This window comes from Paraburkholderia sp. GAS82, from assembly GCF_050436285.1.
Taxonomy (GTDB): domain Bacteria; phylum Pseudomonadota; class Gammaproteobacteria; order Burkholderiales; family Burkholderiaceae; genus Paraburkholderia; species Paraburkholderia phenazinium_B.
Genome location: NZ_JBNDLX010000006.1, coordinates 572836 through 597403, shown reverse-complemented (window position 1 = coordinate 597403; position 24568 = coordinate 572836). Strand labels below are relative to the sequence as shown.

24 protein-coding genes and 1 rRNA gene are annotated in these 24568 nt (G+C 61.8%); 11 read left to right on the top strand and 14 right to left on the bottom strand.

The features are described 5' to 3' along the window. Both P3T17_RS21930 and P3T17_RS21925 read right to left on the bottom strand, forming a co-directional pair. A 16S ribosomal RNA gene (locus P3T17_RS21930) occupies positions 1–179 on the bottom strand; the annotation flags it as partial. 488 nt (positions 180–667) lie between these two features. Continuing rightward, the gene (locus P3T17_RS21925) at positions 668–1783 is read right to left on the bottom strand and encodes an AI-2E family transporter (protein WP_074265280.1); all 1116 of its coding nucleotides are present in this window, start codon (positions 1781–1783) and stop codon (positions 668–670) included. Positions 1784–2072: 289 nt separating this feature from the next. Between P3T17_RS21925 and P3T17_RS21920 the strand changes: the two genes are divergently transcribed. The 4 genes from P3T17_RS21920 to P3T17_RS21905 all read left to right on the top strand — a co-directional run bounded on the left by P3T17_RS21920 (position 2073) and on the right by P3T17_RS21905 (position 6012). Next, positions 2073–3287: a DUF2863 family protein gene (locus P3T17_RS21920; protein WP_074265281.1), complete on the top strand. Its 1215-nt coding sequence runs from the start codon at positions 2073–2075 to the stop codon at positions 3285–3287. A gap of 273 nt (positions 3288–3560) precedes the next feature. Further along, positions 3561–4418, top strand: a complete 858-nt coding sequence (locus P3T17_RS21915; protein WP_074266144.1) for a LuxR C-terminal-related transcriptional regulator — start codon at positions 3561–3563, stop codon at positions 4416–4418. A gap of 115 nt (positions 4419–4533) precedes the next feature. Next, a complete protein-coding gene (locus P3T17_RS21910; protein ID WP_429408842.1) occupies positions 4534–5208 on the top strand; it encodes an energy-coupling factor ABC transporter permease in 675 nt (224 codons plus the stop codon). 231 nt (positions 5209–5439) lie between these two features. Further along, complete coding sequence (locus tag P3T17_RS21905; RefSeq protein ID WP_074265283.1) at positions 5440–6012, top strand: BspC domain-containing protein; 573 nt, start codon at positions 5440–5442, stop codon at positions 6010–6012. Positions 6013–6094: 82 nt separating this feature from the next. Here P3T17_RS21905 and P3T17_RS21900 read toward each other — a convergent pair whose 3' ends face one another. Both P3T17_RS21900 and yaaA read right to left on the bottom strand, forming a co-directional pair. After that, a complete protein-coding gene (locus P3T17_RS21900) occupies positions 6095–7249 on the bottom strand; it encodes a M14 family metallopeptidase (protein WP_429408841.1) in 1155 nt (384 codons plus the stop codon). Between the two features lie 101 nt (positions 7250–7350). Further along, positions 7351–8133 carry a peroxide stress protein YaaA gene (yaaA, locus tag P3T17_RS21895; protein WP_074265285.1) on the bottom strand — a complete coding sequence of 261 codons (783 nt, stop codon included), beginning with the start codon at positions 8131–8133 and terminating at the stop codon, positions 7351–7353. A gap of 56 nt (positions 8134–8189) precedes the next feature. Here yaaA and P3T17_RS21890 point away from each other — a divergent pair, with 56 nt between their 5' ends. Together P3T17_RS21890 and P3T17_RS21885 are read left to right on the top strand one after the other, a co-directional pair. Beyond that, complete coding sequence (locus tag P3T17_RS21890; RefSeq protein WP_429408840.1) at positions 8190–8702, top strand: putative toxin-antitoxin system toxin component, PIN family; 513 nt, start codon at positions 8190–8192, stop codon at positions 8700–8702. A 77-nt stretch (positions 8703–8779) separates the two neighbouring features. Further along, positions 8780–9952: a pyridoxal phosphate-dependent aminotransferase gene (locus P3T17_RS21885; RefSeq protein ID WP_429408839.1), complete on the top strand. Its 1173-nt coding sequence runs from the start codon at positions 8780–8782 to the stop codon at positions 9950–9952. A 112-nt stretch (positions 9953–10064) separates the two neighbouring features. On the opposite strand, the gene P3T17_RS21880 is transcribed toward P3T17_RS21885, so the two are convergent. Further along, on the bottom strand, positions 10065–10712 hold the full coding sequence (locus P3T17_RS21880; protein WP_429408838.1) for a glutathione S-transferase: 648 nt from the start codon (positions 10710–10712) through the stop codon (positions 10065–10067). 126 nt (positions 10713–10838) lie between these two features. Here P3T17_RS21880 and P3T17_RS21875 point away from each other — a divergent pair, with 126 nt between their 5' ends. The 5 genes from P3T17_RS21875 to P3T17_RS21855 are packed head-to-tail and all read left to right on the top strand — an operon-like array spanning position 10839 to position 16394. Then, entirely contained in the window at positions 10839–12425 is a 1587-nt protein-coding gene (locus tag P3T17_RS21875; protein ID WP_429408837.1) for a 3-hydroxyacyl-CoA dehydrogenase, read from the top strand. Then, the gene (locus P3T17_RS21870; protein WP_429408836.1) at positions 12422–13210 is read left to right on the top strand and encodes an oxepin-CoA hydrolase, alternative type; all 789 of its coding nucleotides are present in this window, start codon (positions 12422–12424) and stop codon (positions 13208–13210) included. The genes P3T17_RS21875 and P3T17_RS21870 overlap by 4 nt, the downstream gene beginning before the upstream one ends. A gap of 44 nt (positions 13211–13254) precedes the next feature. After that, positions 13255–13974 (top strand): histidine phosphatase family protein, encoded by a 720-nt coding sequence (locus P3T17_RS21865; RefSeq protein WP_429408835.1) that lies wholly within the window; start codon positions 13255–13257, stop codon positions 13972–13974. A gap of 23 nt (positions 13975–13997) precedes the next feature. Next, positions 13998–15104: a phosphotransferase gene (locus P3T17_RS21860; RefSeq protein ID WP_429286207.1), complete on the top strand. Its 1107-nt coding sequence runs from the start codon at positions 13998–14000 to the stop codon at positions 15102–15104. Positions 15105–15134: 30 nt separating this feature from the next. Next, positions 15135–16394: an acyl-CoA dehydrogenase family protein gene (locus tag P3T17_RS21855; protein WP_074265293.1), complete on the top strand. Its 1260-nt coding sequence runs from the start codon at positions 15135–15137 to the stop codon at positions 16392–16394. A gap of 160 nt (positions 16395–16554) precedes the next feature. Here the strand turns inward: P3T17_RS21855 and P3T17_RS21850 are convergent, their stop codons facing one another. The 9 genes from P3T17_RS21850 to P3T17_RS21810 form a co-directional block, all read right to left on the bottom strand. Next, the gene (locus tag P3T17_RS21850) at positions 16555–17019 is read right to left on the bottom strand and encodes a MaoC family dehydratase (RefSeq protein WP_429408834.1); all 465 of its coding nucleotides are present in this window, start codon (positions 17017–17019) and stop codon (positions 16555–16557) included. Further along, positions 17016–17474 (bottom strand): MaoC family dehydratase, encoded by a 459-nt coding sequence (locus tag P3T17_RS21845; RefSeq protein ID WP_074265295.1) that lies wholly within the window; start codon positions 17472–17474, stop codon positions 17016–17018. Before P3T17_RS21845 ends, P3T17_RS21850 begins: the two co-directional genes overlap by 4 nt. A 35-nt stretch (positions 17475–17509) precedes the next feature. Next, positions 17510–18637 (bottom strand): acyl-CoA dehydrogenase family protein, encoded by a 1128-nt coding sequence (locus P3T17_RS21840; protein ID WP_429408833.1) that lies wholly within the window; start codon positions 18635–18637, stop codon positions 17510–17512. A 10-nt stretch (positions 18638–18647) separates the two neighbouring features. After that, positions 18648–19844, bottom strand: coding sequence for an acyl-CoA dehydrogenase family protein (locus P3T17_RS21835; RefSeq protein ID WP_074265297.1), 1197 nt, complete (start codon positions 19842–19844; stop codon positions 18648–18650). A gap of 49 nt (positions 19845–19893) precedes the next feature. Then, positions 19894–20322 (bottom strand): DUF1178 family protein, encoded by a 429-nt coding sequence (locus P3T17_RS21830; protein WP_429408832.1) that lies wholly within the window; start codon positions 20320–20322, stop codon positions 19894–19896. A gap of 328 nt (positions 20323–20650) precedes the next feature. Further along, positions 20651–21241 (bottom strand): NUDIX domain-containing protein, encoded by a 591-nt coding sequence (locus P3T17_RS21825; RefSeq protein ID WP_429408831.1) that lies wholly within the window; start codon positions 21239–21241, stop codon positions 20651–20653. A gap of 41 nt (positions 21242–21282) precedes the next feature. Continuing rightward, a complete protein-coding gene (locus tag P3T17_RS21820; RefSeq protein ID WP_429408830.1) occupies positions 21283–21579 on the bottom strand; it encodes a DUF2818 family protein in 297 nt (98 codons plus the stop codon). Next, entirely contained in the window at positions 21579–23051 is a 1473-nt protein-coding gene (gene nuoN / locus P3T17_RS21815) for an NADH-quinone oxidoreductase subunit NuoN (RefSeq protein WP_074265301.1), read from the bottom strand. The genes P3T17_RS21820 and nuoN overlap by 1 nt, the downstream gene beginning before the upstream one ends. Positions 23052–23076: 25 nt before the next feature. Further along, on the bottom strand, positions 23077–24567 hold the full coding sequence (locus P3T17_RS21810; RefSeq protein ID WP_074265302.1) for an NADH-quinone oxidoreductase subunit M: 1491 nt from the start codon (positions 24565–24567) through the stop codon (positions 23077–23079). Position 24568: the final 1 nt, after the last annotated feature.

Sequence of the window (24568 nt, the reverse complement as noted above, 5' to 3'; positions counted from 1 at the left end):
AGCGTATGCGGTATTAATCCGGCTTTCGCCGGGCTATCCCCCACTACAGGACACGTTCCGATGTATTACTCACCCGTTCGCCACTCGCCACCAGGGTTGCCCCCGTGCTGCCGTTCGACTTGCATGTGTAAGGCATGCCGCCAGCGTTCAATCTGAGCCAGGATCAAACTCTTCAGTTCAATTCCTGTTACTGTTTTCGGTTCAATCTAAGAACCGGTCGCTCACTCAACGTACTGACGAATTGTTCAATCATCTTGCGATGAAAAAACCTTCCTTTCATTACTGTGTGAGACTTGATACTTTCGCTTTCGCGGCAAACCCCGAAAGGTCCACCGCCGCGTCGCCATCAAGCGCCCACACTTATCGGCTGTTAATTTTTAAAGATCGGTTACGCATTCACCACCAAACCGGCACCGCGTTGCATCACCTTCACAACCCTTCGGTACCGCTTCGTTCTGCGTCGCTGCATCAGCAGCAGAGAAACGAGATTATGAAGAACTTCCGCTACGTCGTCAACAGGTTTTTTGCACCAGCCTGACCTGCCCGACTCGCCGAAAGCCTTGCCACCGCTGGCTCTCCCGCTCCCCGCGCTCCGGTGTCCGAAGCGCGAAAGAACGAGATTCTAGCGACCCAGCACATGGCTTGCAAGCGCTATCAGGAATTTATTTCACGGGGCCTTTTGAACCGGCTGCGCTTCCTCAATCGCTGCCGGCCCTGCCTTAGGAGCCAAGGTGCGCGCAGTCGAAGAGCCGATCGTCCAGTCATGCAGCACGGTGTATGCAACGGCTAGCAACGTGGGCCCAATAAACACGCCCAGGAAGCCGAACGCAAACGCACCACCAAGAATCCCCAGCATCACCAGAATCAACGGCATATCGCTGCTCTTGCCAATCAGGATAGGCTTGATGACGTTGTCCGACATACCCACCGCGACGACTCCCCAGATAACGAGAAAGATCGCCCAGCCGGTCGCGCCACCGTGGTAAAGCCAGATTGCGGCCGGCAACCAGACTATGACCGGACCGCCCGGAATGACGGACAGAAAGAAGGTTGCCAACCCAAGCAACGCGGGCGCCGGCACACCGGCGATCCAGCAGCCGAATCCGGCTAGTACCCCCTGCACCAGCGCCGTACCGAGAATGCCGTAGACAACGCCTCGCACCGTGCTACCCGCCAGCGCCAGCAGATAATCCGCCCGCTCGCCAGCAATGCGGCGCATGCCGGCATTCAACCATGCAGCCGCACCCTCACCGCCGGTGTAGAAAAAGAACGCCAGCACAATACTGAGCGCCAGTAGCCCCAACCCATGCGTCACCGCAATCGCAGCAGCCAAAATCCATCTACCCGCAGGCGCGGCAAGGGTTCGCATCTGCGCAATCAACTCGGAATTGCCGCTTGTCAGATGCGCCCAGAAGGCCTCGATATTAGGACCAACCAACGGTATCCGCACCACCCAGTCCGGCAGATCCGGCAAGCCGTCGTCGAACAGCTTGTGCACCAGAGCGATGATTTCGTGTACGTGGGCGCCGAAAGCAAATCCCGCGTAGACGAACGGACCCAGAACTACCACCAGGATAATGAGAACAATCAGTAACGCCGACAGCTTGCGTCGACCTCCGACGACCGCCGTCAGCTTGCGGTACAACCCCCAGGAGCTATAGCTAAGAATGGCGCCCCACAGCAATGCAGTCGTGAATGGCGCCAGCACAAGTAACGAACCGCCTACCAGTACAATCAATGCAAACACAGCGGCAAGCCGCTCGATCAGTTGGTCCGATTTCACTTTGAATCCCCTCGTTGTGTCAGACCACAACGCCACTCGGGCGCACACTCATAGGCGCGACGCCGAAGGCGGTCGGTATGGAAGTCCACCGCTTAACGACCTCTACCTTGCGTCAACCAGGACGTCCCGGTCAACCCGCCGGATGGCCTAAGACAGGTTGCTCCAGTCCTCCGCGACCACGCCTGCGCCGGGCTGCACGCGGCGCGATCCGCCACGGGTGACATACAAATGATAGGACGGCACAGAAAAGACTAGAATATACGGTTCTGTGCCCCCCATTCCTGGATTTATGCGCTCGCGAATCGCCAAACGTCTCCCCCCTGATGCCGACAAGCTGGTCGGTCTTTCGCTCGCGCTATTCGCGTCGGGCAGCCGCACCGAAGACCGCTTCTGGGAAGCGAAGCTCGATGCGCTGCTAACCAAGATCGTTCGCAACGCCAACCAGACAACGCTGGACGCCGCGCTCGACCATCTCCAGCAGAATCATCCGGATGCATACGGTGCGCTCGCCGACATGGCGGAAACGCATAGCGAATCGTTCATCATCGAGCACGAGGGCATAACGTACGAAGCGTTGCTGATCGCCGCACCGGTGCTGGCCTGGACCCGCTATGCCATCCCGTCGGGTCCGCTGAAGAACGACTCGGCGGACGCGCTGCGCGCCCATCTGCAGGCGCACGTACTTGCCGCCGGCACACGCGTGGCCCTGGCGCCATTCCTGTACAGCATCGATCAGTTGCCCCGCCATCACGTCGAAACGTGGCGCATCGCGCAGCAACTTACGCAAGCGGCGCTCGGCGCAGGCGCTGTAAAAATCAATTTCGGCGAACTGCCCGAGACCTCGCCGATCCTGGCCGATCCGCGCTTTCTGCTGGCTGTGGTCGCGGCGCCCGTCGGCGCGCCGGTATTTCGCTGGCAGGAAGAGGAGCACGGCAACCGCATCGAGCGCGGTCAATGTCTCGAGCAATGGGCTACGCAAGGGGGTGCCAATCTGTCGCTGGCGCTTCCGGGTTGCGAATTCGAGTGTTTGTTGCCGGACGCCTACTATTCGGCTTGCCGCGACGCAGACGAACGCGTGCGTCCGCATACCGTGCGCACCGCCGTGCGCTATCTGTTCGACACCATCAGCGCGGCGCCAGCCGATTTGCGAGCGGTGGTCGCGGGCTTCGGCGAGCGTCGGATCGACGAATATCGCGTCGGCTTCACCCGCCGCGGCAGCAATGATGTGATCTACGGCGTCGTGTGGCCGTTGTACGGCCGTGAAAACGGCGAGCCGGGCATCGACGAGGAGCCGCAAGAAACGGCGGCCGACAACGGCCCGCTCGAAGAAATCGTCGCACTGCTGAAGGAAACCGGCGTAACGGACATCCGGCGTCACGCGGGCCGTTTCGAGCCTGAATATTGCGACGACTGCGGAGTGCCGCTCTACGCGGACCCGCTCGGCGAAATCGTACACGCCGAAATGCCGGAAGACGCAGAACCCGCGCAACCGCATTTCCACTGACGCGACCAGCGGTGACCGCGCAAGCGGCACCAGGCTGGCGCGGCCAAACCGCCTGCCACAATGAAACGGCCCGATCGGCTTGCGCTGATCGGGCCGTTCGCTTTTTTCAGGACACCAGCACCGGCCATGACAATCATCCTATGTCTTCTGGCCAGGCCGTCAAGAAGCAAGGAATTTGTCATCATGGCGCTGGTGGCGCATCGCAATGCAACCGGCTTCCTCTGCCGCGAGCGAGCATCGCGCCACCACGAACGATTCATCTGGAGGCATGGCATGCGATTCTTGGTTCTCAACTCCGACGCGGAACGACGTGACGGGCTCAAGGCTCTGTTGCGGCAAATCGACCGTCAGGCGCGTTTTAACGAAGCACAGGACTGGCGCCAGGCTGACCGGGCGTTGCGGCGGCAACCGCCCGATCTGCTGCTGATCGACTGGCAGGACTGGATGTCCGTCGCCGAAGTACGCCGGGTGTTGGCGGAGCACGCCGGCCTGAGAATCGCGGTGCTGACCCACGATACGTCGCCCAGATGTGTGCGCAGCCTGCTGGACAAAGGCGTGCTTGGCGTAGTGCTGCGCGACACCGACCCGCGCCTGATCGTGCGTGCGCTCGAGATCGTGCTGCTCGGCGGTCACTATGTTCCGGCCGGGGCACTGTCACTGCCGCCACCACCGCAAGCGGAACCCGGCCCTCGCGAACCCGAGGTCGTCAACATCAAGCCGCCGCCGAAGCGCACCCGGCTGGCGAGCGGCCTGTCGCCGCGCCAGGAGCAGATCATGCGTTGCGTGCACATGGGCAGCACCAACAAGATGATCGCCCGCACACTCGGTATCAGCGAAGGCACCGTCAAGATCCATCTGTCCAGCATCTTCCAGCAGCTTGGCGCTCCCAACCGGGCCGCCGCCGTGGCGCTCTACAACGGCTGGCTATCCGCCCAACTCGAAGTGCTGCGCAGCGACCAGAACGGCCCCGCGCGGCCGGTAATGGGCGAGCCCGGGGTGGTCCCGCTGCGCCGCCGCAGGCCGGCGCAGTTCACTTACCCGTTGCCGGCCAACGACACCACGGACACCCTGCCAATGGCCGCCGAAGCCGTCGTTCCATTTGGCGATCCAGAGCCCGACGAATCGACCTGACGCCCACCGGCAGGGCGCTTAAGAAGTTTGATCTGAGCCAGGCAAGCCGTGTCTTCTCCCGGCTGGCACGGAATCCGCTCACACCTTTTTCCGTCCAACGAGTAATATGAGATGTATGGGTTTCCTCTACACACCGCTTCCGCTATGGGTCGCTGTCGGTGGCTGGGTCGCCACCGCGCTGCTGCTCGCGCTCGCGCTGTGGAAAAATCCGTTCAAACGGCTACAAGACGGCACCCTGCAACACGTCTGGCTGGCGATCATCGTTGCCGTCTCGGTACTTTGGGCGAGCAATGCATGGCTCGACGACGGCACCGTGATGCATCTGCTCGGCGCGACGCTCGTCGTCACGCTGTTCGACTGGGCACTGGCACTCGTCGCCATGGCTGCGGTCACCGGGCTCGCGGCGGTCGTGTTCGATGCACCGTGGCAAGGCATCGCGCTCACTTTTATCGTCTACGGTGCATTGCCGGTCGGTATCTCGGCATTGCTGCAACGGGCTTGCATTGCCTGGCTGCCCCGCAACCTGTTCATGTTCATCTTTGGGCAAGGCTTCGTCTCGCCCGCTATTGCCGTTGCTCTAACCGCGAGTGCCGCGGTGGGCGTCCATATCGCGGTCTCCGGCGGCTCGATGACCGTCATACCGGTCGGCTACGCGTTCAGCATCTTCCTGCTGGCGACCGGCGAAGCATGGTTCACCGGCATGTCCACGGCGTTGATCGCAGTGTATCGGCCTGCGTGGGTCACCACGTACGACGTACGCCGCTACCGGCTCGGCGGCCCGCGCATCTGACGCACAACATCACGCCGGGCTACGGCATCTCTTCGAAAGAAGAGGGTCCCGCGCCGCATCAGCATCAATCTGCTGCTACCGGTGGCAATCGACAGTAATAATCCGTCGTCTCCCAAGTACGATTGGAGAACGGCTACCACGACAAGTCAAAAATTTTGTGTCAGGATTGAACTCCTCCCTGCCGTCAGGCATCTTACGTGCCTGATGTCTCAATAGCGCCTACCGAACTAGATGGATCGCACCAACGTACCGCGCCGATTGCTGCGGGTGGCCGGCCGGTTAGCGACATATGCAGCAAGTCTCTCGCTCATGTGCATCGCTCCCGCATTCGCCGACCAACTCGAACAGCACAACGAACTCGTCCAGAAATTCGTCAATGATATGCACGCCGACCCGCTCGTGGCCGACTGTGCAGCGCATGGCAGTTTTGTCGCCAGCACCTCGACCGTTTTCGATCACGTTGAATTCCCGCCGAGCTCCTTCGATAGCGCTCATTCCGCGGTCACGCCGTGGAACGATTCGTTCGACGAAGGCAAGCAGCATGTCAAGGTCGACAGCATCGTCACCGTCGAAGGACTCGGCGTACGCAACGATGGCGGTGGCGACCCCTCCGACCTGAAGTTCCGCTGCGGTTATCTGGGCAGCCAGATGCTCGCGTTTAGCTGGAACGATCCAGTGCCCATGCCTAAACCGCGCGCCGAGCCGTCATCCGGCAAACACAAAGGCGGTAAGGGCAAGCACTCGACGGGCGGCAAGTCGACGAAGAAATCGTCCGGCAAGAGTTCGAAGAAAAGCCACCACTAGCAAGTGCCGCAGCAGGAAAGCTGCGGCGAACCCGACGCAATGGCGCGCTAGCGCTTAGGTAAGCGCGCTTCCAGCAACCGCCCTAAGCAAACGTCTCGACGTGCCGCAAGATTGCCTGCAGCATCGCGGCGCCCAAGGACGCACTGCGCTCGCCATTCCAGCCCACTCGCTCATCCGGCAGATTCGCGTTGTCCTTGAACGGCATCTCCAGCGTCAGCGACAGGCAACCGAACTCCTTGCCGATGTACTTCGACGCCAGCTTCAGCGCATCTTCACGATACTTGCTCGCCGCGTAGCCGTACTTGTCCTGGAAGTCCGGACTCGCGTGCTTGAACGCCTCGATAAAAGCCTTCTGCTCCTGTCCCTGCCGCTCGGTGAAGCCCGGCAACATCTCTGAACCCGCCACGAACACATACGGCAGCGCTTCATCGCCATGAATGTCGAAGAACAGATCGCAACCGGTCGCATGAATGGCGTCGCGCACCACCAGCACTTCAGGGCTGCGGGCCGCATCGGGCTCCATCCACTCCCGGTTCAGATTCGCACCGGCCGCATTGGTCCGCAGATTGCCATGCACGCTGCCATCCGGATTCATGTTCGGCACGATGTAAAATACCGCATGGTCGTAGAGCTTGCGCGCGACCGGATCGCCCGCCCAATCGCCCCAGCCGGCGAGGCGCTTGACCATCCCTTCGACGAACCATTCGGCCATCGTTTCGCCAGGATGCTGGCGCGCGATGATCCAGATTTTCTTTTTCGGCGTGTCACCGGTTTGCGGCGTGCCGAGTGTGAGCAAGGACATCGGCCGGCCTTCGACCGTCACGCCCAGTTCGGTCAACGTCGCCTGCGGCATCTGTTGCACGGCACCGAGAAACTCCGAATGACGCTCTTCGCCATACGGCTCGAAGTACGCGTAGTAGATACGGTCGAAGTCGGGCGTGTGGTCGATCGTCAGCACGCGGCCGTCGTACGAGGTCGGCACGCGGAACCAGTTCACGCGGTCGTAGCTCGCCGCCGCCTGATAGTTGCGCCAGCCTTCGGGAAAGGCGCAGTCGGCGGCATTCTCGAAGGTCATCACGCAGCGCTCGCCCTGTGCGCCGGACAAACGGAAGTAGAACCACTGCGCGAAGTCGGCGCGGCTGTCGGGCCTCACGCGCAGACGGATGTTGTCGGCCTGCTCGCAGGACAGAACTTCGATCGCGCCTGCGTCGAAGTTGCTAGTAATAGAAAGTGTCATGATCTTTTTCCCGGGTGATGTACCCGTTGCAGTCGGTGCGGTCCGCGTTCCTGCTCAGTATGAGCGCTCATCGGGCCGCTCACCTGGAGGCTCGCCCGGTCTCATTCGGCAATACGGCGGCGGAATACGTAAGTCGAATCGTTCGATGCGTCCGCGTCGAACGTATAACCCTCGGCATCGAAGCCCTTCAGTTGCTCCGGCGCGTCGAGACGGTTCTCGACCGCATAGCGCGCCATCAGGCCGCGGGCGCGCTTCGCATGAAAGCTGATGATCTTGAAGCGGCCGCCCTTCCAGTCTTCGAACACCGGCGTGATCACAGGCGCTTCGAGCAGCTTCGGCTTGACCGACTTGAAGTACTCGCCCGAAGCGCAGTTGACCAGCACCCGTGCCGCGCGCGCGTTCTTCTTCAATTGCGCATTCAGGGCCTGCGTAATGCGCTCGCCCCAGAACGCGTACAGATCTTTGCCGCGCGCGTTGACAAAGCGCGTCCCCATCTCGAGCCGGTAAGGCTGCAGCAGATCGAGCGGCCGCAGCAGCCCATAAAGCCCAGACAACACGCGTACGTGCTTTTGTGCAAAGTCCAGATCCGCTGACGACAACGTCTTCGCGTCGAATCCTTCGTAGACGTCACCGTTGAACGCGAGCACCGCCTGCTTGGCATTGCGGGTGTCGAACTTCGGCGACCATTCGGCATAGCGCTGGAAGTTGAGCTGGGCCAGTGGATCGGAAATGCTCATCAGCGTGGAGATCTGTTGCGGCGACAGATGACGCAACCCGCCGATCAATTCGGCAGCGTCATCGACAAAATCGGGGATCGTATGCTTTTTGACGTGCGGAGGGGTTTCGTAGTCGAGCGATTTCGCCGGCGACAGAACGATTATCATAGAGGCTTGCAGGCACGCCGTGCCTGGCGTTAATGACGAAAGCCAGATTGTAACGAATGCCCGCCTCCCCTGCCGCACCCGCCCTGCGCGTGGTCCTCGATTCGAATGTCTGGATCGACATCCTCGTGTTCGACGATCCGCATACGCGCCCTATCCGCGCCGCCCTCGAGAGCGGCGCGCTCGAAGCGTTGATCGACGCCCGCTGCCTGGCCGAACTCACGTACGTGCTCGACTACCCGCAGTTCGCGAAGCGCGAGATCGACAAGGCGGCCACCCTCGCCACCGTGACGCGCCTGACGCAACTCGTCGAGGCAGCGCCCGAACCGGAACCCGCACAGACTGCCACGCCCGCTGAAACCCCGCGCCCGCTGCCAAAGTGCAAAGACCGCGACGACCAGAAGTTCCTCGAACTCGCCCATGCCGCAAAAGCCGACTGGCTGGTGTCGAAGGACCGCGCGGTGCTGAAACTCGCGCGCCGCATCGCCCGCGACTTCGGTTTCCAGATCGCCCAGCCGGCGCCGTTCGTCGCCGCCTGCGCGCTGCAGGCCGACGAGCCCGCGCCGGCCTGACGCACGCGGCGCGCCCCAATTCCCTACAATCGAAGTTCGCCCGTCTTCAAAACCACCGCATAAACACCGACAGCGCCATGAATTCACCGCACGACACGCCGATGATTCCGTCGTTTCCGTCCCGTCTGCCAAGCGTCGGCACCACGATTTTTACCGTGATGAGCGCGCTCGCCGCGGAAAAAGGGGCCGTCAACCTCGGGCAGGGTTTTCCGGACTTCGATTGCGATCCACGTATCGTCGACGCGGTGGCCAAAGCCATGCGCGACGGGCACAACCAGTACCCGCCGATGGCAGGCGCCGCACCGCTGCGCCAGGCCATCTCCGACAAGCTCGCCAACCTGTACGGGCGCCGCTACGACGCGAACACCGAGATCACCGTCACGGCGGGCGCCACCCAGGCGTTGCTGACCGCGATTCTGTGCGCAGTGCATCCCGGCGACGAAGTGATCGTGGTCGAGCCGACCTATGACAGCTACCTGCCGTCCATCGAACTCGCCGGCGGCAAGCCGGTATTCGTGACGCTGGACGCACCCGAGTACAAGATCCCGTTCGACAAGCTCGCCGCCTCGATCACGCCAAAAACGCGGCTCCTGCTGATCAACACGCCGCACAATCCGACCGGTACGGTCTGGCGCGCCGAAGACATGCGCAAGCTCGAAGAAATCGTACGCGGCACCAACGTGCTGATCCTCTCCGACGAGGTCTACGAGCACATGGTGTATGACGGCGCGCCGCACGAAAGTGTTTCGCGCTATCCGGAGCTCGCGCAACGCAGCTTCGTGGTGTCGAGCTTCGGCAAGACCTATCACGTGACGGGCTGGAAAGTCGGCTACGTAGCTGCGCCAGCAGCGCTGACCGCTGAATTCCGCAAGGTCCACCAGTTCAATGTATTCACCGTCAACACGCCGATGCAGGTCGGCCTCGCCGAATACATGCGCGACCCGGCGCCGTATCTGGACCTGCCGGCTTTCTATCAGAAGAAACGCGATTTCTTCCGCGCCGGCCTCGCGAACTCACGCTTCAAGCTGCTGCCCTGCACCGGTACCTACTTCCAGTGCGTCGACTATTCGGCGATCAGCGATCTGCCCGAAGCCGAGTTCGCACAATGGCTAACCAGCGAGATTGGTGTCGCGGCCATTCCGGTGTCGGCGTTCTATCACGAGTCGCATGAATCGGGCGTCGTACGCTTCTGCTTCGCGAAGCAGGAAAGCACGCTCGCTACCGCGCTCGAGCGGCTGGCGCGTCTCTAGCATGACGCCCGCGATGCCGCGAACGAACCCGCGTTCTTCGCCATCGCATGGGGTTGCGGCGCGCGCATGCGCGCCGCTGCCGCTGATGCACGCAGATCGCGCTTCGAGCCGCTCACTGCTTCGTAGTTGCCGCGATATAAGCCTTGCGATCCGCCGTCACGCGTTGCGCCGCCGGCCGTTCGCCGATGGCCTTCACATAGGCCTTCCAGTCGATACCGGCTTCGAGCAGAAAGTCGCGTCCGTAGATAATCTTCGTTGCCATGCCGACAAGCGGCAGATTCACAAAGCCCACGGCATCGGCCACACTGCATTTTTTCCCGCGCAGGAACGGCGCGAACGTCGCGAGCCGCTTGAACCCGGCAACGTGACGCGCCAGCCGCTTTTCCACGCGCCCTTTGGTCGCCTCGGTCAACGTGCCGCCGAAGAAGGCCTCCTTGTAGAGATCGCGCGCCACGAGTTCCAGATGCAGGTCGATGAACGTAATCAGTTCGCGCTCTTTCGCCGCTTCCCACGGGTCCGCGGAGAAAATTCCTTTCTCGGGAAAGCACGCGTGCAGATACTCGATGATGGCCTGCGACTCGCACAGATCGCCCTGCCCGGTCTGGATAAACGGCACCTTGCCGAGCGGCGAATGCACCAGCAGCGACTCGTCCTGGCTCGTCATCACGAAGCTTTCCTCGAATGGAATCTCGTGTTCAAGCAGCACGAATTTGACTTTGTTGTAGTAGTTGGACAGTGCAAAGCCGCACAGTTTGATCATCGGGTGTCTCCGTCTGACAGGTGGTCTAAGCCGCTCAATGGAATTGCGCTAGCGGCCTGTGAATCAATCATCCAGTAAATTGCACGAGCGTGCTATTCTAAAATAACCATGGAGTCGAGCAACCCAATGACCTCTCGCAATTACGCCATCGAGACTATCGGCATTGTTGGAACCGGCGCAATGGGGCGCGGCATCGCGCAGATCGCCGCCCTCGCAGACCTGAAGGTGCGTCTGTACGACACCAACCCGGCCGCCGTGAGCGCGGCGCTCGATTATCTCGCCGACACCTTCGCCAAGCTCACCGCTAAGGGCAAGCTCGACGAAGCGCGCTCGGCAGCGGCTCTTGCCAACGTCTCCGGTGCGCAAACCATCGGCGATCTGGCGGATTGCGATCTGGTGGTCGAAGCGATCGTCGAAAAACTCGACGTCAAGCGCACGCTCTTTCGCGAACTCGAAACCGTCGTCAGCGGCCGCTGTGTGCTGGCATCGAATACGTCGTCACTGTCGATCACCGCGATTGCCGCCGGCTGCACCGACCCGTCGCGCGTGGTCGGCTATCACTTCTTCAACCCGGTGCCGCTGATGAAAGTCGTCGAAGTGATCGACGGCCTGCGCAGCGATCCCGCAGCCGGCGATGCGCTGATGGACCTCGCTCGCCGCATGGGCCACACGCCAGTGCGCGCGAAGGATATGCCGGGCTTCATCGTCAATCACGCCGGCCGCGGGATGAATACCGAAGGCCTGCGGGTGGCGGGCGAAGGCGTCGCGGGCTTCGTCGAGATCGATCGCATCATGCGCGAGCAGGCGGGCTTCCGCCTCGGACCGTTCGAACTGCTTGATCTGACTGCGCTCGACGTCTCGCATCCGGTGATGGAGTCGATCTATCACCAGTTCTATGAAGAGCCGCGTTTCACGCCATCTCCGATCACCGGCACTCGACTCGCGGGTGGCCTGATCGGCCGCAAGACCGGCGAAGGTTTTTATCGCTACGACGACGGCAAGCAGCAGGTGCCCGCCGAAACGCCCGCGCCGACGCAATTGCCTAAATGCGTGTGGGTCAGCAAGCGTCACCCCGAAGCACGTGAGGCGGTGCTGGAACTCGTAGCGAAGGCCGGCGTGACGCTCGATGAAGGCGACGCGCCTGCTGCAGACTCGCTTATCGTCGTCACGCCGTTTGGTTACGACGCGACCACGGCCGCAGTCGAAGAAGGTCTGGACGCAAGCCGCGTCGTTGCCGTAGACGCGCTATTCCCGCTCGTCGCCGCACAACGCCGCACGTTGATGACCACGCCGGCAACGACGCGCGCCGCGCGCGATACGGCGCATGCATTGCTCGCTGCAGACGGTGTCCCCGTCACCGTGATTCGCGATTCGACCGGTTTCGTCGCGCAACGCGTGGTGGCGACGATCGTCAATATCGGCTGCGAGATTGCGCAAAAGCAGATCGCCACGCCCGAAGACATCGACCTCGCCGTGACGCTCGGACTGGGCTATCCGCGTGGCCCGCTCGCGCTTGGCGACGCACTCGGCGCGAAAACCATCCTCACGATTCTGCGCAATATGTTCAGCGTGCTGAGCGATCCGCGCTACCGTCCGTCGCCATGGCTCGCGCGGCGTGCGCAACTCGGCCTCTCGCTGACGCAAGGCGATGCAGCCGACGCAGCTGATGCAACTGATGCTGCCAACCCTGTCAAAGCGGAGAACCAGTCATGAGCGCCGAACTGCTGACCTCGCGACCGGCCGAAAGCGAATCGACGCTCGTCCTGACGCTCTCCAACCCCGGAGCACGTAACGCGTTGCATCCCGACATGTACGCCGCGGGCATCGAAGCGCTCGATAGCGCCGAGCGTGACCCATCCGTGCGCGCCGTGGTCCTGACCGGTGCCGATCAGTTCTTTTGCGCCGGCGGCAATCTGAACCGGCTGCTCGAAAATCGCGCGAAAGACCCTTCTGTGCAGGCGCAAAGCATCGACATGCTGGGCGAATGGATTGGCGCACTGCGCGCTTCGTCGAAGCCGGTGGTCGCAGCGGTCGAGGGTGCAGCAGCCGGCGCCGGCTTCTCGCTCGCGCTCGCCTGCGATCTGCTCGTCGCCGCCGACGATGCCAAATTCGTGATGTCCTACGCGCGAGTCGGTCTTACACCGGATGGCGGCGGTTCATGGTTCCTCGCGCAGGCCCTGCCCCGCCAGCTCGCGACCGAAGTCCTGCTTGAAGGAAAGCCGATTGGCGCGACACGCCTGCACGAACTCGGCGTGGTCAACCGGATCGCCAAGCCCGGCGCGGTGCGCGATGCCGCCATCGCCTGGGCCGAGGATCTCGGCAAGGTTTCGCCCAACGCCACGGCGCGCATCAAGACGCTGATCGCCGCTGCGGGTGCGCAACCCCTCGCCGAACATCTGATAGCCGAACGCGACAACTTCGTCGCTTCGCTGCACCACGGCGACGCGCTCGAAGGCATCACCGCGTTCCTCGAAAAGCGCGCCCCGAAGTACAAATGAGCCCCCTGACCCCGCGGAGAAGCCAGTGAACCAGCGAGCCCGTCATGCCTGACTATCAACTGCCGAAGCGGCGCCGCATTTACCTGATGCGTCACGGCGACGTGACGTACTTCGACGCCACCGGCCGCGCGATCGATCCTGAAACGGTGCCGTTGAATGCGAGCGGTCGCGACCAGGCCAGCGCGGCTGGCCATGCCTTCGCCGCGCAACAGATTCGCTTCGACCGGGTGATCGTCAGCGGCTTGCCGCGCACCATCGAAACCGCTCAACGCGTGCTCGCCGAAACTCATCAACACATCGAACTCGAAATCGAGCCCGCACTGCAGGAAATTCGCGGCGACAGGCTGAGCAACATTCCGGCGGCCGATATCGAAGCCGCATTCCTCGGCGTGTTCGACGGCGTTGTCCCCGAGGGCACGCGTTTTCTGGGTGGCGAGACGATCGGTGAACTGTTCGACCGCGTGCTGCCGGCAGTTGCGGCACTGCGCGACGACACCTCGTGGGACACCGTGCTGCTGGTCCTGCACGGCGGCGTCAATCGCGCCATCCTGTCGCACGCCATCACCGCGGGGGGGCGCACGTTCTTCGGCCATCTGTCGCAAGCCACCGGCTGCATCAATGCACTGGACGTCGGCGCCACGCCGCGCGACTGGGTGGTGCGCATGCTCAACTACTCGCCGCCGTCGCCGCTGCATCGCGACGTGCGGAATACGACCATGGAAATGCTCTACGCCCAGTTCATCCAATACAGGCGCGAAGCGTAGCGAACACTCTACTGGAGGAGACAATGGGCGAAGCCACGAAGACGGGCGAACCTGAACACAAGTCCGATTACTCAGCATTCGAGGGAACGCGTCCAGTCAACGAGCGGCAACGCTTCGACAACGACGCGCTCGCTGCATGGCTCGCGCAGCATGTCGACGGCTTCGCCGCGCCGTTGACGGTCGAACAGTTCGCCGGCGGCCAGTCGAATCCCACCTTCAAGCTGATCACGCCGTCGCGCACCTACGTCATGCGCGCGAAACCCGGGCCCTCGGCGAAACTGCTGCCGTCCGCGCACGCGGTGGAACGCGAGTACCGCGTCATGCATGCGCTCGCCGGCACCGACGTGCCGGTCGCGCAGATGCTCGCGCTGTGCGAGGACGAAAGCGTGATCGGCCGAGCGTTCTATGTGATGGAGTTCGTCGAAGGTCGCGTGCTGTGGGATCAGTCGCTACCAGGCATGACGCCCGCTGAGCGCAGCGCCATCTACGACGAGATGAACCGCGTGATCTCGGCATTGCATAGCGTCGATGTCGCCGCAATCGGGCTCGCCGATTACGGCAAGCCCGGCAACTACTTCGCACGACAGATCGGCCGCTGGAGCAAGCAATACATCGCCTCCGAAACCGAGCCGATCGAAGCCATGACACGCCTGATCGAATGGCTGCCGCAGCATATGCCGGAGGAGACCGGTGCGCGCGTCTCGATCGTGCATGGCGACTACCGGCTCGACAATCTGATCTTCCATCCGCACGAGCCGCGTGTGCTCGCCGTGCTCGACTGGGAACTGTCGACGCTCGGCGACCCGCTCGCCGATTTCGCCTATCACTGCATGGCATGGCACGTCGACCCAGCGCAGTTCCGCGGCATCGCGGGGCTCGACTGGGCCGCGCTTGGCATCCCCGACGAAGCGCAGTACGTGCAACGCTATTGCGAGCGTACCGGCTTCGAGATTCACGGCGACTGGAGTTTCTATCTGGCCTACAACATGTTCCGGATTGCCGCGATCCTGCAAGGCATTATGAAACGCGTCGTCGACGGCACCGCGGCGAGCGCGCAAGCGCTCGACGCAGGCCGGCGCGCAAAGCCCATGGCGGAGCTCGCCTGGCGCTACGCACAGAAAGTGCGCTAACCGAAACCCCCGTCATCCGCGAGGTCTTACATGAATTTCGATTACACCCCGAAGGTTCAGGCACTGCGCGAGAAACTGCTCGCCTTCTTCGACGAACACATTTACCCGAACGAACGGGCCTTTGCTGAGGAAATTGGACGCAACCGCGCCAACGGCAACGCCTGGTTGCCGACCGAACTGATCGAACAACTGAAGCAAAAAGCACGCGACGCCGGTTTGTGGAATCTGTTCCTGCCCAACTCGGAACGCGGCGCGGGTCTGACCAACCTCGAATACGCGCCGCTATGCGAGATTATGGGTCGCGTGCCCTGGGCGCCGGAGGTGTTCAATTGCAACGCGCCCGACACTGGCAACATGGAAACCATCGAGCGCTACGGCAGCCCGGACAACAAGCGCCAGTGGCTCGAACCGCTGTTGCAAGGTCAGATCCGCTCAGCGTTCCTGATGACGGAACCAGAAGTGGCATCGTCCGATGCCACCAATATCCAGACGAGCATCACGCGCGATGGCGACGATTATGTGATCAACGGTCACAAATGGTGGTCGTCGGGCGCGGGAGATCCGCGCTGCAAGGTGTATATCGTGATGGGCAAGACGGATCCGGAAGCGCCACGCCATCAGCAGCAATCGATGATCCTCGTTCCTGCCGACGCAACCGGCGTCACGGTGCATCGTCCGTTGACGGTGTTCGGCTATGACGATGCGCCGCATGGCCACATGGAGATCACGCTCGAGAACGTGCGCGTTCCGGCGTCGAACATGCTGCTCGGCGAAGGACGCGGCTTCGAGATCGCGCAAGGCCGGCTAGGACCGGGACGCATCCACCACTGTATGCGGCTCATTGGCCTTGCGGAACGCGCGCTCGAGTTGATGGCGAAGCGCTCGCTGCAGCGCGTCGCGTTCGGCAAGCCGGTCGCGGCGCAAGGCGTCACGCAGGAGCGCATCGCCGAGGCTCGCTGCATGATCGAACAGGCGCGGCTGCTGACGCTCAAGACCGCATACATGATGGACACGGTCGGCAACAAGGGCGCGCGTGGTGAGATCGCGATGATCAAGGTCGTGGCGCCGAATATGGCGTGCCAGGTGATCGACTGGGCCATTCAGGCGCATGGCGCGGGCGGACTCAGCGACGACTTCCCGCTCGCCTATGCCTATACTTCAGCGCGTACGCTGCGCTTTGCCGACGGTCCGGATGAAGTGCATCGCAACGCCATCGCGAAGCTCGAACTGGCACGTCATATGGATGTCGACGCTGCGTCGCGCGTGGAGATGCCGATCACGCGTTCGTGATTTGATGCGGAGATTTGGAGAGGGCGTGAGCGGCATAGAGCCGCTCACGCCCTTTCGTCTTCTGTAACGCGCAGGCGGCGCTACGACGCCGTCATACGCACACATCACACATCGACGGCTCGTTGCGTGCCGCTAAAAGCCGTCACTCGTCCAGCCAGCGCTAGAAGTAATGCCGTGTGATGAATTCCGCCACGCATACTGGCCGTTCATTGCCCTGGCGCTCCAGTGTCACGTTCCACACGACCTGCACTCCGGCGTCATCCACGTCGTCCACACTTGCTACGGAAAAACGCCCGCGCACCTGTGAGTCGACAGGCACCGGCGCAGTGAAACGCACGCGGTTCAGACCATAGTTGACGCCCATGCGCTGCTTGAGCACGACGGTCTTTTGAAGCAAAGCAGGGATCAGCGACAAGGTCAGAAAGCCATGCGCAATCGGCCCGCCGAACGGAGATTCGCGCCGCGCCCGCTCAGGATCGACGTGAATCCATTGGTGATCGCCGGTGGCTGTGGCAAAGCCGTTCACGCTTGCCTGATCGACTGTCAGCCATTCGCTGACGAGCGGCTCGCCACCCACTAGCGAACGCAGCGCCTGCGCATCGAGTCCTACCGAATCTCGCTTCATGCGGCCGCTCCCGGATGACGCAAACCGAACAGCCCCTTTGAGCGCACGGTGATCACCGTCTCGCCGTGCTGGTTGATACCCTGCCATTCGGTGGAGACGAGGCCGCGGTCCGGCTTGCTCGACGAAACACGTTTGTCCAGAACCAGATTCGTCATGCGGATCGTGTCGCCGACGCGCACCGGCTTGAGCCAACGGATTTCATCGATGCCGGGCGAGCCCATCGACGTGGACCCGGCAAACGCGTTGCGCACCAGCAGTCCCATCATCACCGAGCAGGTATGCCAGCCGCTCGCGATCAATCCGCCGAAGGGCGACGCGGCAGCCGCGTCGTCGTCGATGTGAAACGGCTGCGGATCGAACTTTTCGGCAAACTCTACGATCTCCTCACGCGTGAACGTGTGTTCGCCGCATTCGATGACCTTACCGACTTCCATATCTTCGAAACTCAATCCCATGGTGACACCTCACTCGTTAGGACCGGCCACCCCCCTCAAACTTCGGCGGCGGCAAAACCAGGTAGCGCGGCGAACCGCGCAAGATGATGATCGACGTCGCCCAGCGTGGTTTCGATAATCGCGAGGCGCTTGAACAGATGGGCCGCCGCCACTTCGTTCGTCACCCCCATGCCGCCGTGCAACTGTACCGCCTGCTGGCCGACGAAACGCGCCGCCTGCCCCACCCGAACCTTCGCTGCCGAGACGGCGCGGCGCCGTTCATCGGTATCGGTGCTGCCGTAACGCCCCGCCGCCAGATAGGTCACCGAGCGCGCCTGCTCCGCGTGAATCAGCATCTCTACCATGCGGTGCTGCAAGGCCTGAAAACGTGCGATTGGCTGGCCGAACTGCTGACGCGTTTTCGTGTATTCAACCGTGGCGCGGTTTAGCGCATCGAGCGCGCCCACCGCTTCCGCGCACAACAGCACGGTGCCGTAGTCGGCGATCTGCTCGAGCGCCGCCGCTCCGGCATGCTGACCACTGAGGCGACGCGCGGCCGTGCTTTCGAACGACAACGAAGCAGCGCGTTGCCCGTCGATGGTGCGGTAATCCGTGATCTGCGTACCGGCTGCCTCGCGTGCGACCACGAACAGAGCGATCTCGCCGTTCAGGCGTGCAGGCACGATCCAGTGATCCGCCTGAGCGCCATGCAGCACGACCGATTTCTTGCCACTCAGCGCGTAATGCTCGCCTTGCTGCGTCGCCGTGGTATCGACGGCGAACAGATCGTAGCGGGCATGCGGCTCGTGAAAGGCGACCGCGAGCTTGATCTCACCTTGCGCCGCGCGTTCGAGCAGCGAGGCATCTTCGCCCTGCGCCGAACCTGCAACGCGCAATGCCTCGATGCCCACGGCCGTCGCCCAATACGGCTCGACCACCAGGGCGCGGCCCAGCTCCTGCATCACGACCAGCATATCGACAGGACTGCCATTGAAGCCGCCCTGTTCTTCCGGCACCGGCAATGCCGTCAAGCCAAGTTCCGTGAACGCCGCCCAATGCGTATCCGATGCGCCCGCGTCCGAATAAACAATAGCCTGACGCGCTTCGAAGCCGTAGTTCTTGTCGAGGTAACGGCGCAGTGCATCGGCGAATTGCTGTTGTTCGTCGGTAAAATTGAAGTCCATGCGCCGCTCCTCAGAGTCCGAGAATCATCTGCGCGATGATGTTCTTTTGAATTTCGTTCGAGCCGCCGTAGATCGACGTCTTGCGGAAGTTGAAGTAGTACGCGGCCAGCGGCGCGGCGTCATCGTCGCCGGCAATGCTGTGGGCGCGTTCGCCTTCGAGGAACGACACGTCGAACGGCGCGGCCAGTGGGCCGATGGCTTCAAACATCAGTTCGGTGAGGCCCTGCTGGACCTCAGTGCCCTTGATCTTCAGCATCGACGCTTCCGGTCCCGGCCCGCGCCCGCCTGCTTCATTGGCAACGACGCGTTGCACCGTGACTTCAAGCGCCATCAATTCGATTTCCAGGCTCGCGACTTTTGCGGCGAACACCGGGTCGAGCAGAAGCGGCTTGCCGTTCTTCTTCTGGTCGAGCGCGAGGCGCTTCAGGAATACAAGTTCGCGCTTCGACTGACCGACGCGCGCAATCCCCGTACGCTCATGGCCCAGCAGATATTTAGCGTAGGTCCAGCCGCGATTTTCGTCGCCGACCAGATTCTCGACCGGCACCTTCACGTCTTCGAAGAACACTTCGTTGACTTCATGATCTTCGTCGAGCGTGATGATCGGGCGCACCGTGATGCCCGGCGTCTTCATATCGATCAGCAGGAACGAGATGCCCTCCTGCTTTTTTGCGCCGCTGTCGGTACGCACGAGGCAAAACATCATGTCGGCGTGCTGGCCGAGCGTGGTCCACGTCTTCTGACCGTTCACGACGTAGTGATCGCCAACCCGCTCGGCGCGCGTGCGCAGCGAAGCGAGGTCCGAGCCCGAACCGGGTTCCGAGTAGCCTTGGCACCACCAGTCCGAGCCGTCCAGAATCCGTGGCAAGTAGTGACGCTTTTGCGCCTCGCTGCCGTATTTCATCAAAACGGGCGCGACCATCGACACGCCGAACGGCAACACCGAGGGCGCGCCGATACGGGCGCACTCTTCGTCCCAGATGTGCCGTTGTGTAGCATCCCACCCCGGGCCGCCGTATTCGGTCGGCCAGGCGATCACCGACCAGCCGCGCGTGCCGAGCAGCTTGTGCCAGTTCGCGAAGTCTTCGCGATTCAGACGCTTGTGATTGAGTACTTTGTCGCTTAGCTCGTGAGGCAAATTCGCTTCGAGCCAGGCGCGGATGTCGGCGCGGAACGCGTCGTCAGCGGGGGAATAATCCAGATTCATGCGCAGTGTCTCCTGGCCGCGGCTGTCCCGCCGCCAGGGAGCCGCTGCGCTATTGCAACGGTTCCTTCAGAGCGGCCGGGATCGGCAGCGACATCACTTCAATGCCTTCTTCAACCAGGGCTTTTGCATCTTCCGGTGTCGTAACACCGCGAATGCTGCGTGCAGGCGCTTCGTTGTAGTGAATGCGCCGTGCTTCCTCGGCGAAGCGGTCACCCACGTTCTCAGTCTTTTCCAGTACCTCGCGCAGCGCGCGCATGACACGCGCCGGCTGCTCTTCCGTGCCCGCAGGGGCTTGCGCCGCCGCGCTCGCACCCGACAGATTCAGCCGGGGCGCCGACGGCAAACGGCTCACTTCGGTCGCGCCGCAAATAGGACATTCGACAAGCTTGCGGGACAACTGCGACTCAAAGTCTTCGGCGGAGGCAAACCAGCCTTCAAACCGATGGCCATGCGGGCACTGTAGATCGAGGACCTTCATGTGGAATCAGGGCTTGCGTATGAGTTTAGCGCAAAATAGAAATTTGTGAACGGTCGTTCGTAAATTTTGCTTGGGCGACTTCGGCACTCGGCTTTGACACATTTCCGTGCCCGGGAGTAATCGAGTGTGCGTGCGCGATTCTAACGCTTTGCGCCAATGCCCGCCGACACGCCATAAAACGGGGCTGCCAGCGGGTCTGCTAACGGGGCTACCAACAACAACGGCAGCCTTGTGGGCTGCCGTTTATTTGATCTCGTGACTCGTGGGTGCTCGCCTCGCGCCGCGCCGCTCGAAGCGGCCGCACGCGGTCAACCCATGTAATCGCCGGTCATTCAGGTTCAGGCTCCGGCGAAACCCACGTGCCCGACAACACCTTCTCCAGCCAGAACGTGCCGATAATCGTCTTGACGTCGGTGATCTTGCCGGTCCGCACCCACTCCAACACCTCAGGCACCGTCGCAGTAAAGAGTTCGAGAAACTCCCCCTCGTCGAGTTTGCGATCGCCGACAGTCAGGCCGCGTGCGAGGAAGATATCGATAAATTCGGTCGAGTACGAAATGATCGGATGGATGCGCGCCAGGTAGACGTATTCGCGCGCCGTGTAGCCGGTCTCCTCCTGCAGCTCACGCTTCGCGCAAGCAAGCGAGCCTTCGCTCGGATCCAGTTTGCCAGCCGGATACTCGTGCATCACCTTGCCGATCGGATAGCGATACTGGCATTCCATCAGCACGCGGCCATCGTCGAACAGCGGGATCACCATCACGGCGCCCGGATGTTTGACGTACTCGCGAGTCGCGCTCTTGCCGTCCGGCAAACGGACGGTGTCGCACTTCAGAGTCAGGAATGGACCTTGATGGAGAGTCTTGCTCTCAAGACAGGTCTCGGTAAGCGTAGCGTCGTGATCGGGAAGTTCAGCCATGTGCGACCTCAGGACAGCGTGGTGCGCGACGGCTCATGCCGTCAGCGCCGTTTGACGAGATACTGGAAGGTGAAGCCGGGGAACGCAAACACCAGAAACAGACTGAAGGTGACCGCGTAGAACTGCCAGCCCTGCTCGAAGCGGTTACCCGCCCGCGCTTCGAGCATAAAGCCGAACGCGCCCACGACAAAATAAAGCACGATCAGCTCGCCGATCCGCAGCCAGGCGCTCTTCCTTGCCGCCTTGAGCGGCACGAAGGCGAAGAGGCGTTGATTCACGAACGGCAGGTTGGCGCCCGCGAGCGCCAACAACACAATAAACCAGCCAGCAGCCGACATCAGAATGTCAGGGTGTGGGTGATCGCTTGCAGGCAAACCTTCAGCAGCGGATCCGGCACGATGCCGAGCACGAGCACGGCCAAACCGTTAAGCGCCAGCAAGGCGCGGTTGCAGGTATCGGCCTGGATCGGCGTGGTGTCGAGCGGATCGTCGAAGTACATCAGCTTGACGATACGCAGGTAGTAGAACGCGCCGAACAGCGAGGTGATCACGGCCAGCACGGCGAGCCATGTCAGACCGGCGTTCATCGTCGCTTGCAGCACGGCAAGCTTTGCGTAGAAGCCGACTGCCGGCGGAACGCCCGCGAGCGAGAACATCATGATCATCATCACGAACGCGAACACCGGACTGCGCTGATTGAGACCCTTGAAGTCGTCGAGCGTCTCGGCTTCGAAGTCGCGGCGCGCCAGCAGCATGACGATGCCGAACGTACCGAGCGTCGTCACCAGGTAGACAATGCTATAGAACATCGCCGAGCCGTATGCGCTTGCCGCCCCGCTCGTCTTGCCGTCCACCACACCAGCCAGCAGGCCGAGCAGCACGAAGCCCATGTTCGAGATGGCCGAGTAGGCGAGCATCCGCTTGATGTTGCGCTGGACGATACCGGTGATATTCCCCACGATCAGCGACAGCGCCGCGAGGATCACCAGCATTTCCTGCCAGTCGACCGCCAGCGGCAGCAGACCCATCACGAGGAAGCGCAGGCCCCACGCGAAGGCGGCCACCTTCGGGCCACCGCCCGTCAGCAGCGTCATGGCGGTCGGTGCGCCCTGATACACGTCAGGCACCCACATGTGGAACGGCACCGCGCCCATCTTGAAGGCCACGCCGGCCACCACGAAGATCACGCCGAACAGCAGCACCACGTCGTTGATACGGCCGGAAGCCACGGCCTTGAACACTTCGTTGATATCCAGCGAACCGGTTGCGCCGTACAGCATCGAGATGCCATACAGCAGGAAACCGGATGCCAGTGCACCCAGCACGTAGTACTTCATCGCCGCTTCGTTCGACTGCGCAGCATCGCGGCGCAGCGCGATCACCGCATACAGCGACAGCGACATCAGTTCCAGACCGAGGTACAACGTCAGGAAGTTGTTGCCCGAGATCATTACCAGCTGGCCGAGCAGCGAGAACATGCCCAGCAGGAAGAAGTCGCCGCGGTACAGTTCGCGGTCTTCAAGATACCTGCGCGAGTAGATGATCGACACCGTGTAACCGAGCGACACCACCGCCTTCATCACGCTGCCGAAGGCGTCGACCACGTACATGTGCCCGAAGAAGTAATACACGTGCGGGTCGAAAGCGTTCACGCCGAACCAGATGCCCGCTATCAGCGTCGAGAACAGGGCGATGAAGTACGTGGTCCGTCGCGCCGCCTGGCCGAAGAACGTGTCGTTGAGCCACGCGAGAACTACGGCGAGCATCAACAGGCCGTCGGGCAACAGGGCAGTCATAGGTGCGTTTTGCATGGTGTTTAAATTCCTCCGCTCTGCGTTACTGTGGCAACGGCAGTTTCGACTGCGCAACGTGGGAGAGGAGGTTTTCCACGGATACGTGCATCACATCGGTAAAGGGCTTCGGATACAGGCCCATGAACAGCGTCAATACGGCCAGCACGATCAGCATGAAGAACTCGCGATTGTTGATATCGAGCAGCTTCTTCACGTGGTCGTTCGCCACCGCGCCAAAATACACGCGCTTGTACATCCAAAGCGTGTAGGCCGCGCCGAGAATCAGCGTGACTGCGGCGCCGCCTGCAATCCAGAAGTTGTACTGGACCGCAGCCAGAATCACCATAAACTCGCCGACGAACCCGGAAGTGCCCGGCAGGCCGCAATTGGCCATCGAAAACAGCATCACCAGCGCCGCGAACTTCGGCATCACGTTGACGACACCGCCGTAATCGGCAATCTGGCGCGAGTGCAGGCGGTCATACAGCACGCCGATACACAGGAACATCGCGCCCGAGACGAAACCGTGCGAGATCATCTGCACGATCGCGCCTTCCGCACCGAGCTGATTGAAGATGAAGAAGCCGAGCGTGACGAAGCCCATGTGCGCAATCGACGAATACGCAACCAGCTTCTTCATGTCCGCCTGCACCATCGCAACCAGACCAATGTAGATAACCGCAATCAGCGATAGCGTGATGACGACTGGCGCCAGGAAGTGGCTGGCGTCCGGCGTGACCGGCAGCGAGAAGCGCAGGAAACCGTACGCGCCCAGCTTCAGCATGATCGCCGCCAGCACGACCGAGCCGCCCGTCGGCGCTTCCACGTGGGCGTCAGGCAACCACGTGTGGACCGGCCACATCGGCACCTTCACAGCGAAGGCAAGGAAGAACGCTATGAACAGCAATATCTGCGGCGTCATGGCGATCTTCGTGGTCTGCCACGTCGCCAGATCGAAGGTGCCCGTCTGCGTGTACAGATAGAGCAGCGCGACCAGCATCAGCAGCGAACCCATCAGCGTGTACAGGAAGAACTTGAACGCCGCATACACGCGGTTCGGTCCACCCCACACGCCGATGATGATGTACATCGGGATCAGCGTTGCTTCGAAGAACACGTAAAACAGCATCCCGTCCGCTGCGCTGAACACGCCGACCATGATGCCGGACAAGATCAGGAACGAGGCGAAATACTGGCCCACGTTCTTCGTAATGACCTGCCACCCGGCAATCACGACGATCACGGTGATCAAGGCGGTCAGCACCACGAACCACATCGAGATGCCGTCTACCCCGAGATGATAGGCAATGTTGAAGCGCTCGATCCAATGCACATTTTCAACGAACTGCAGATCCGCCGTGCTCGAATCGAAGCTGGTGAACAGCGGAATCGTGACGATGAAGCTGAGAACCGAACCAACCAGCGCGAGCCAGCGCGCCGGACCAGGATTCTTGTCAGAGCCGATAGCAAGGACCAGGAGGCCGAACAGGATCGGCAACCAGATCGCGATACTTAAAATCGGATACGTGTGCATT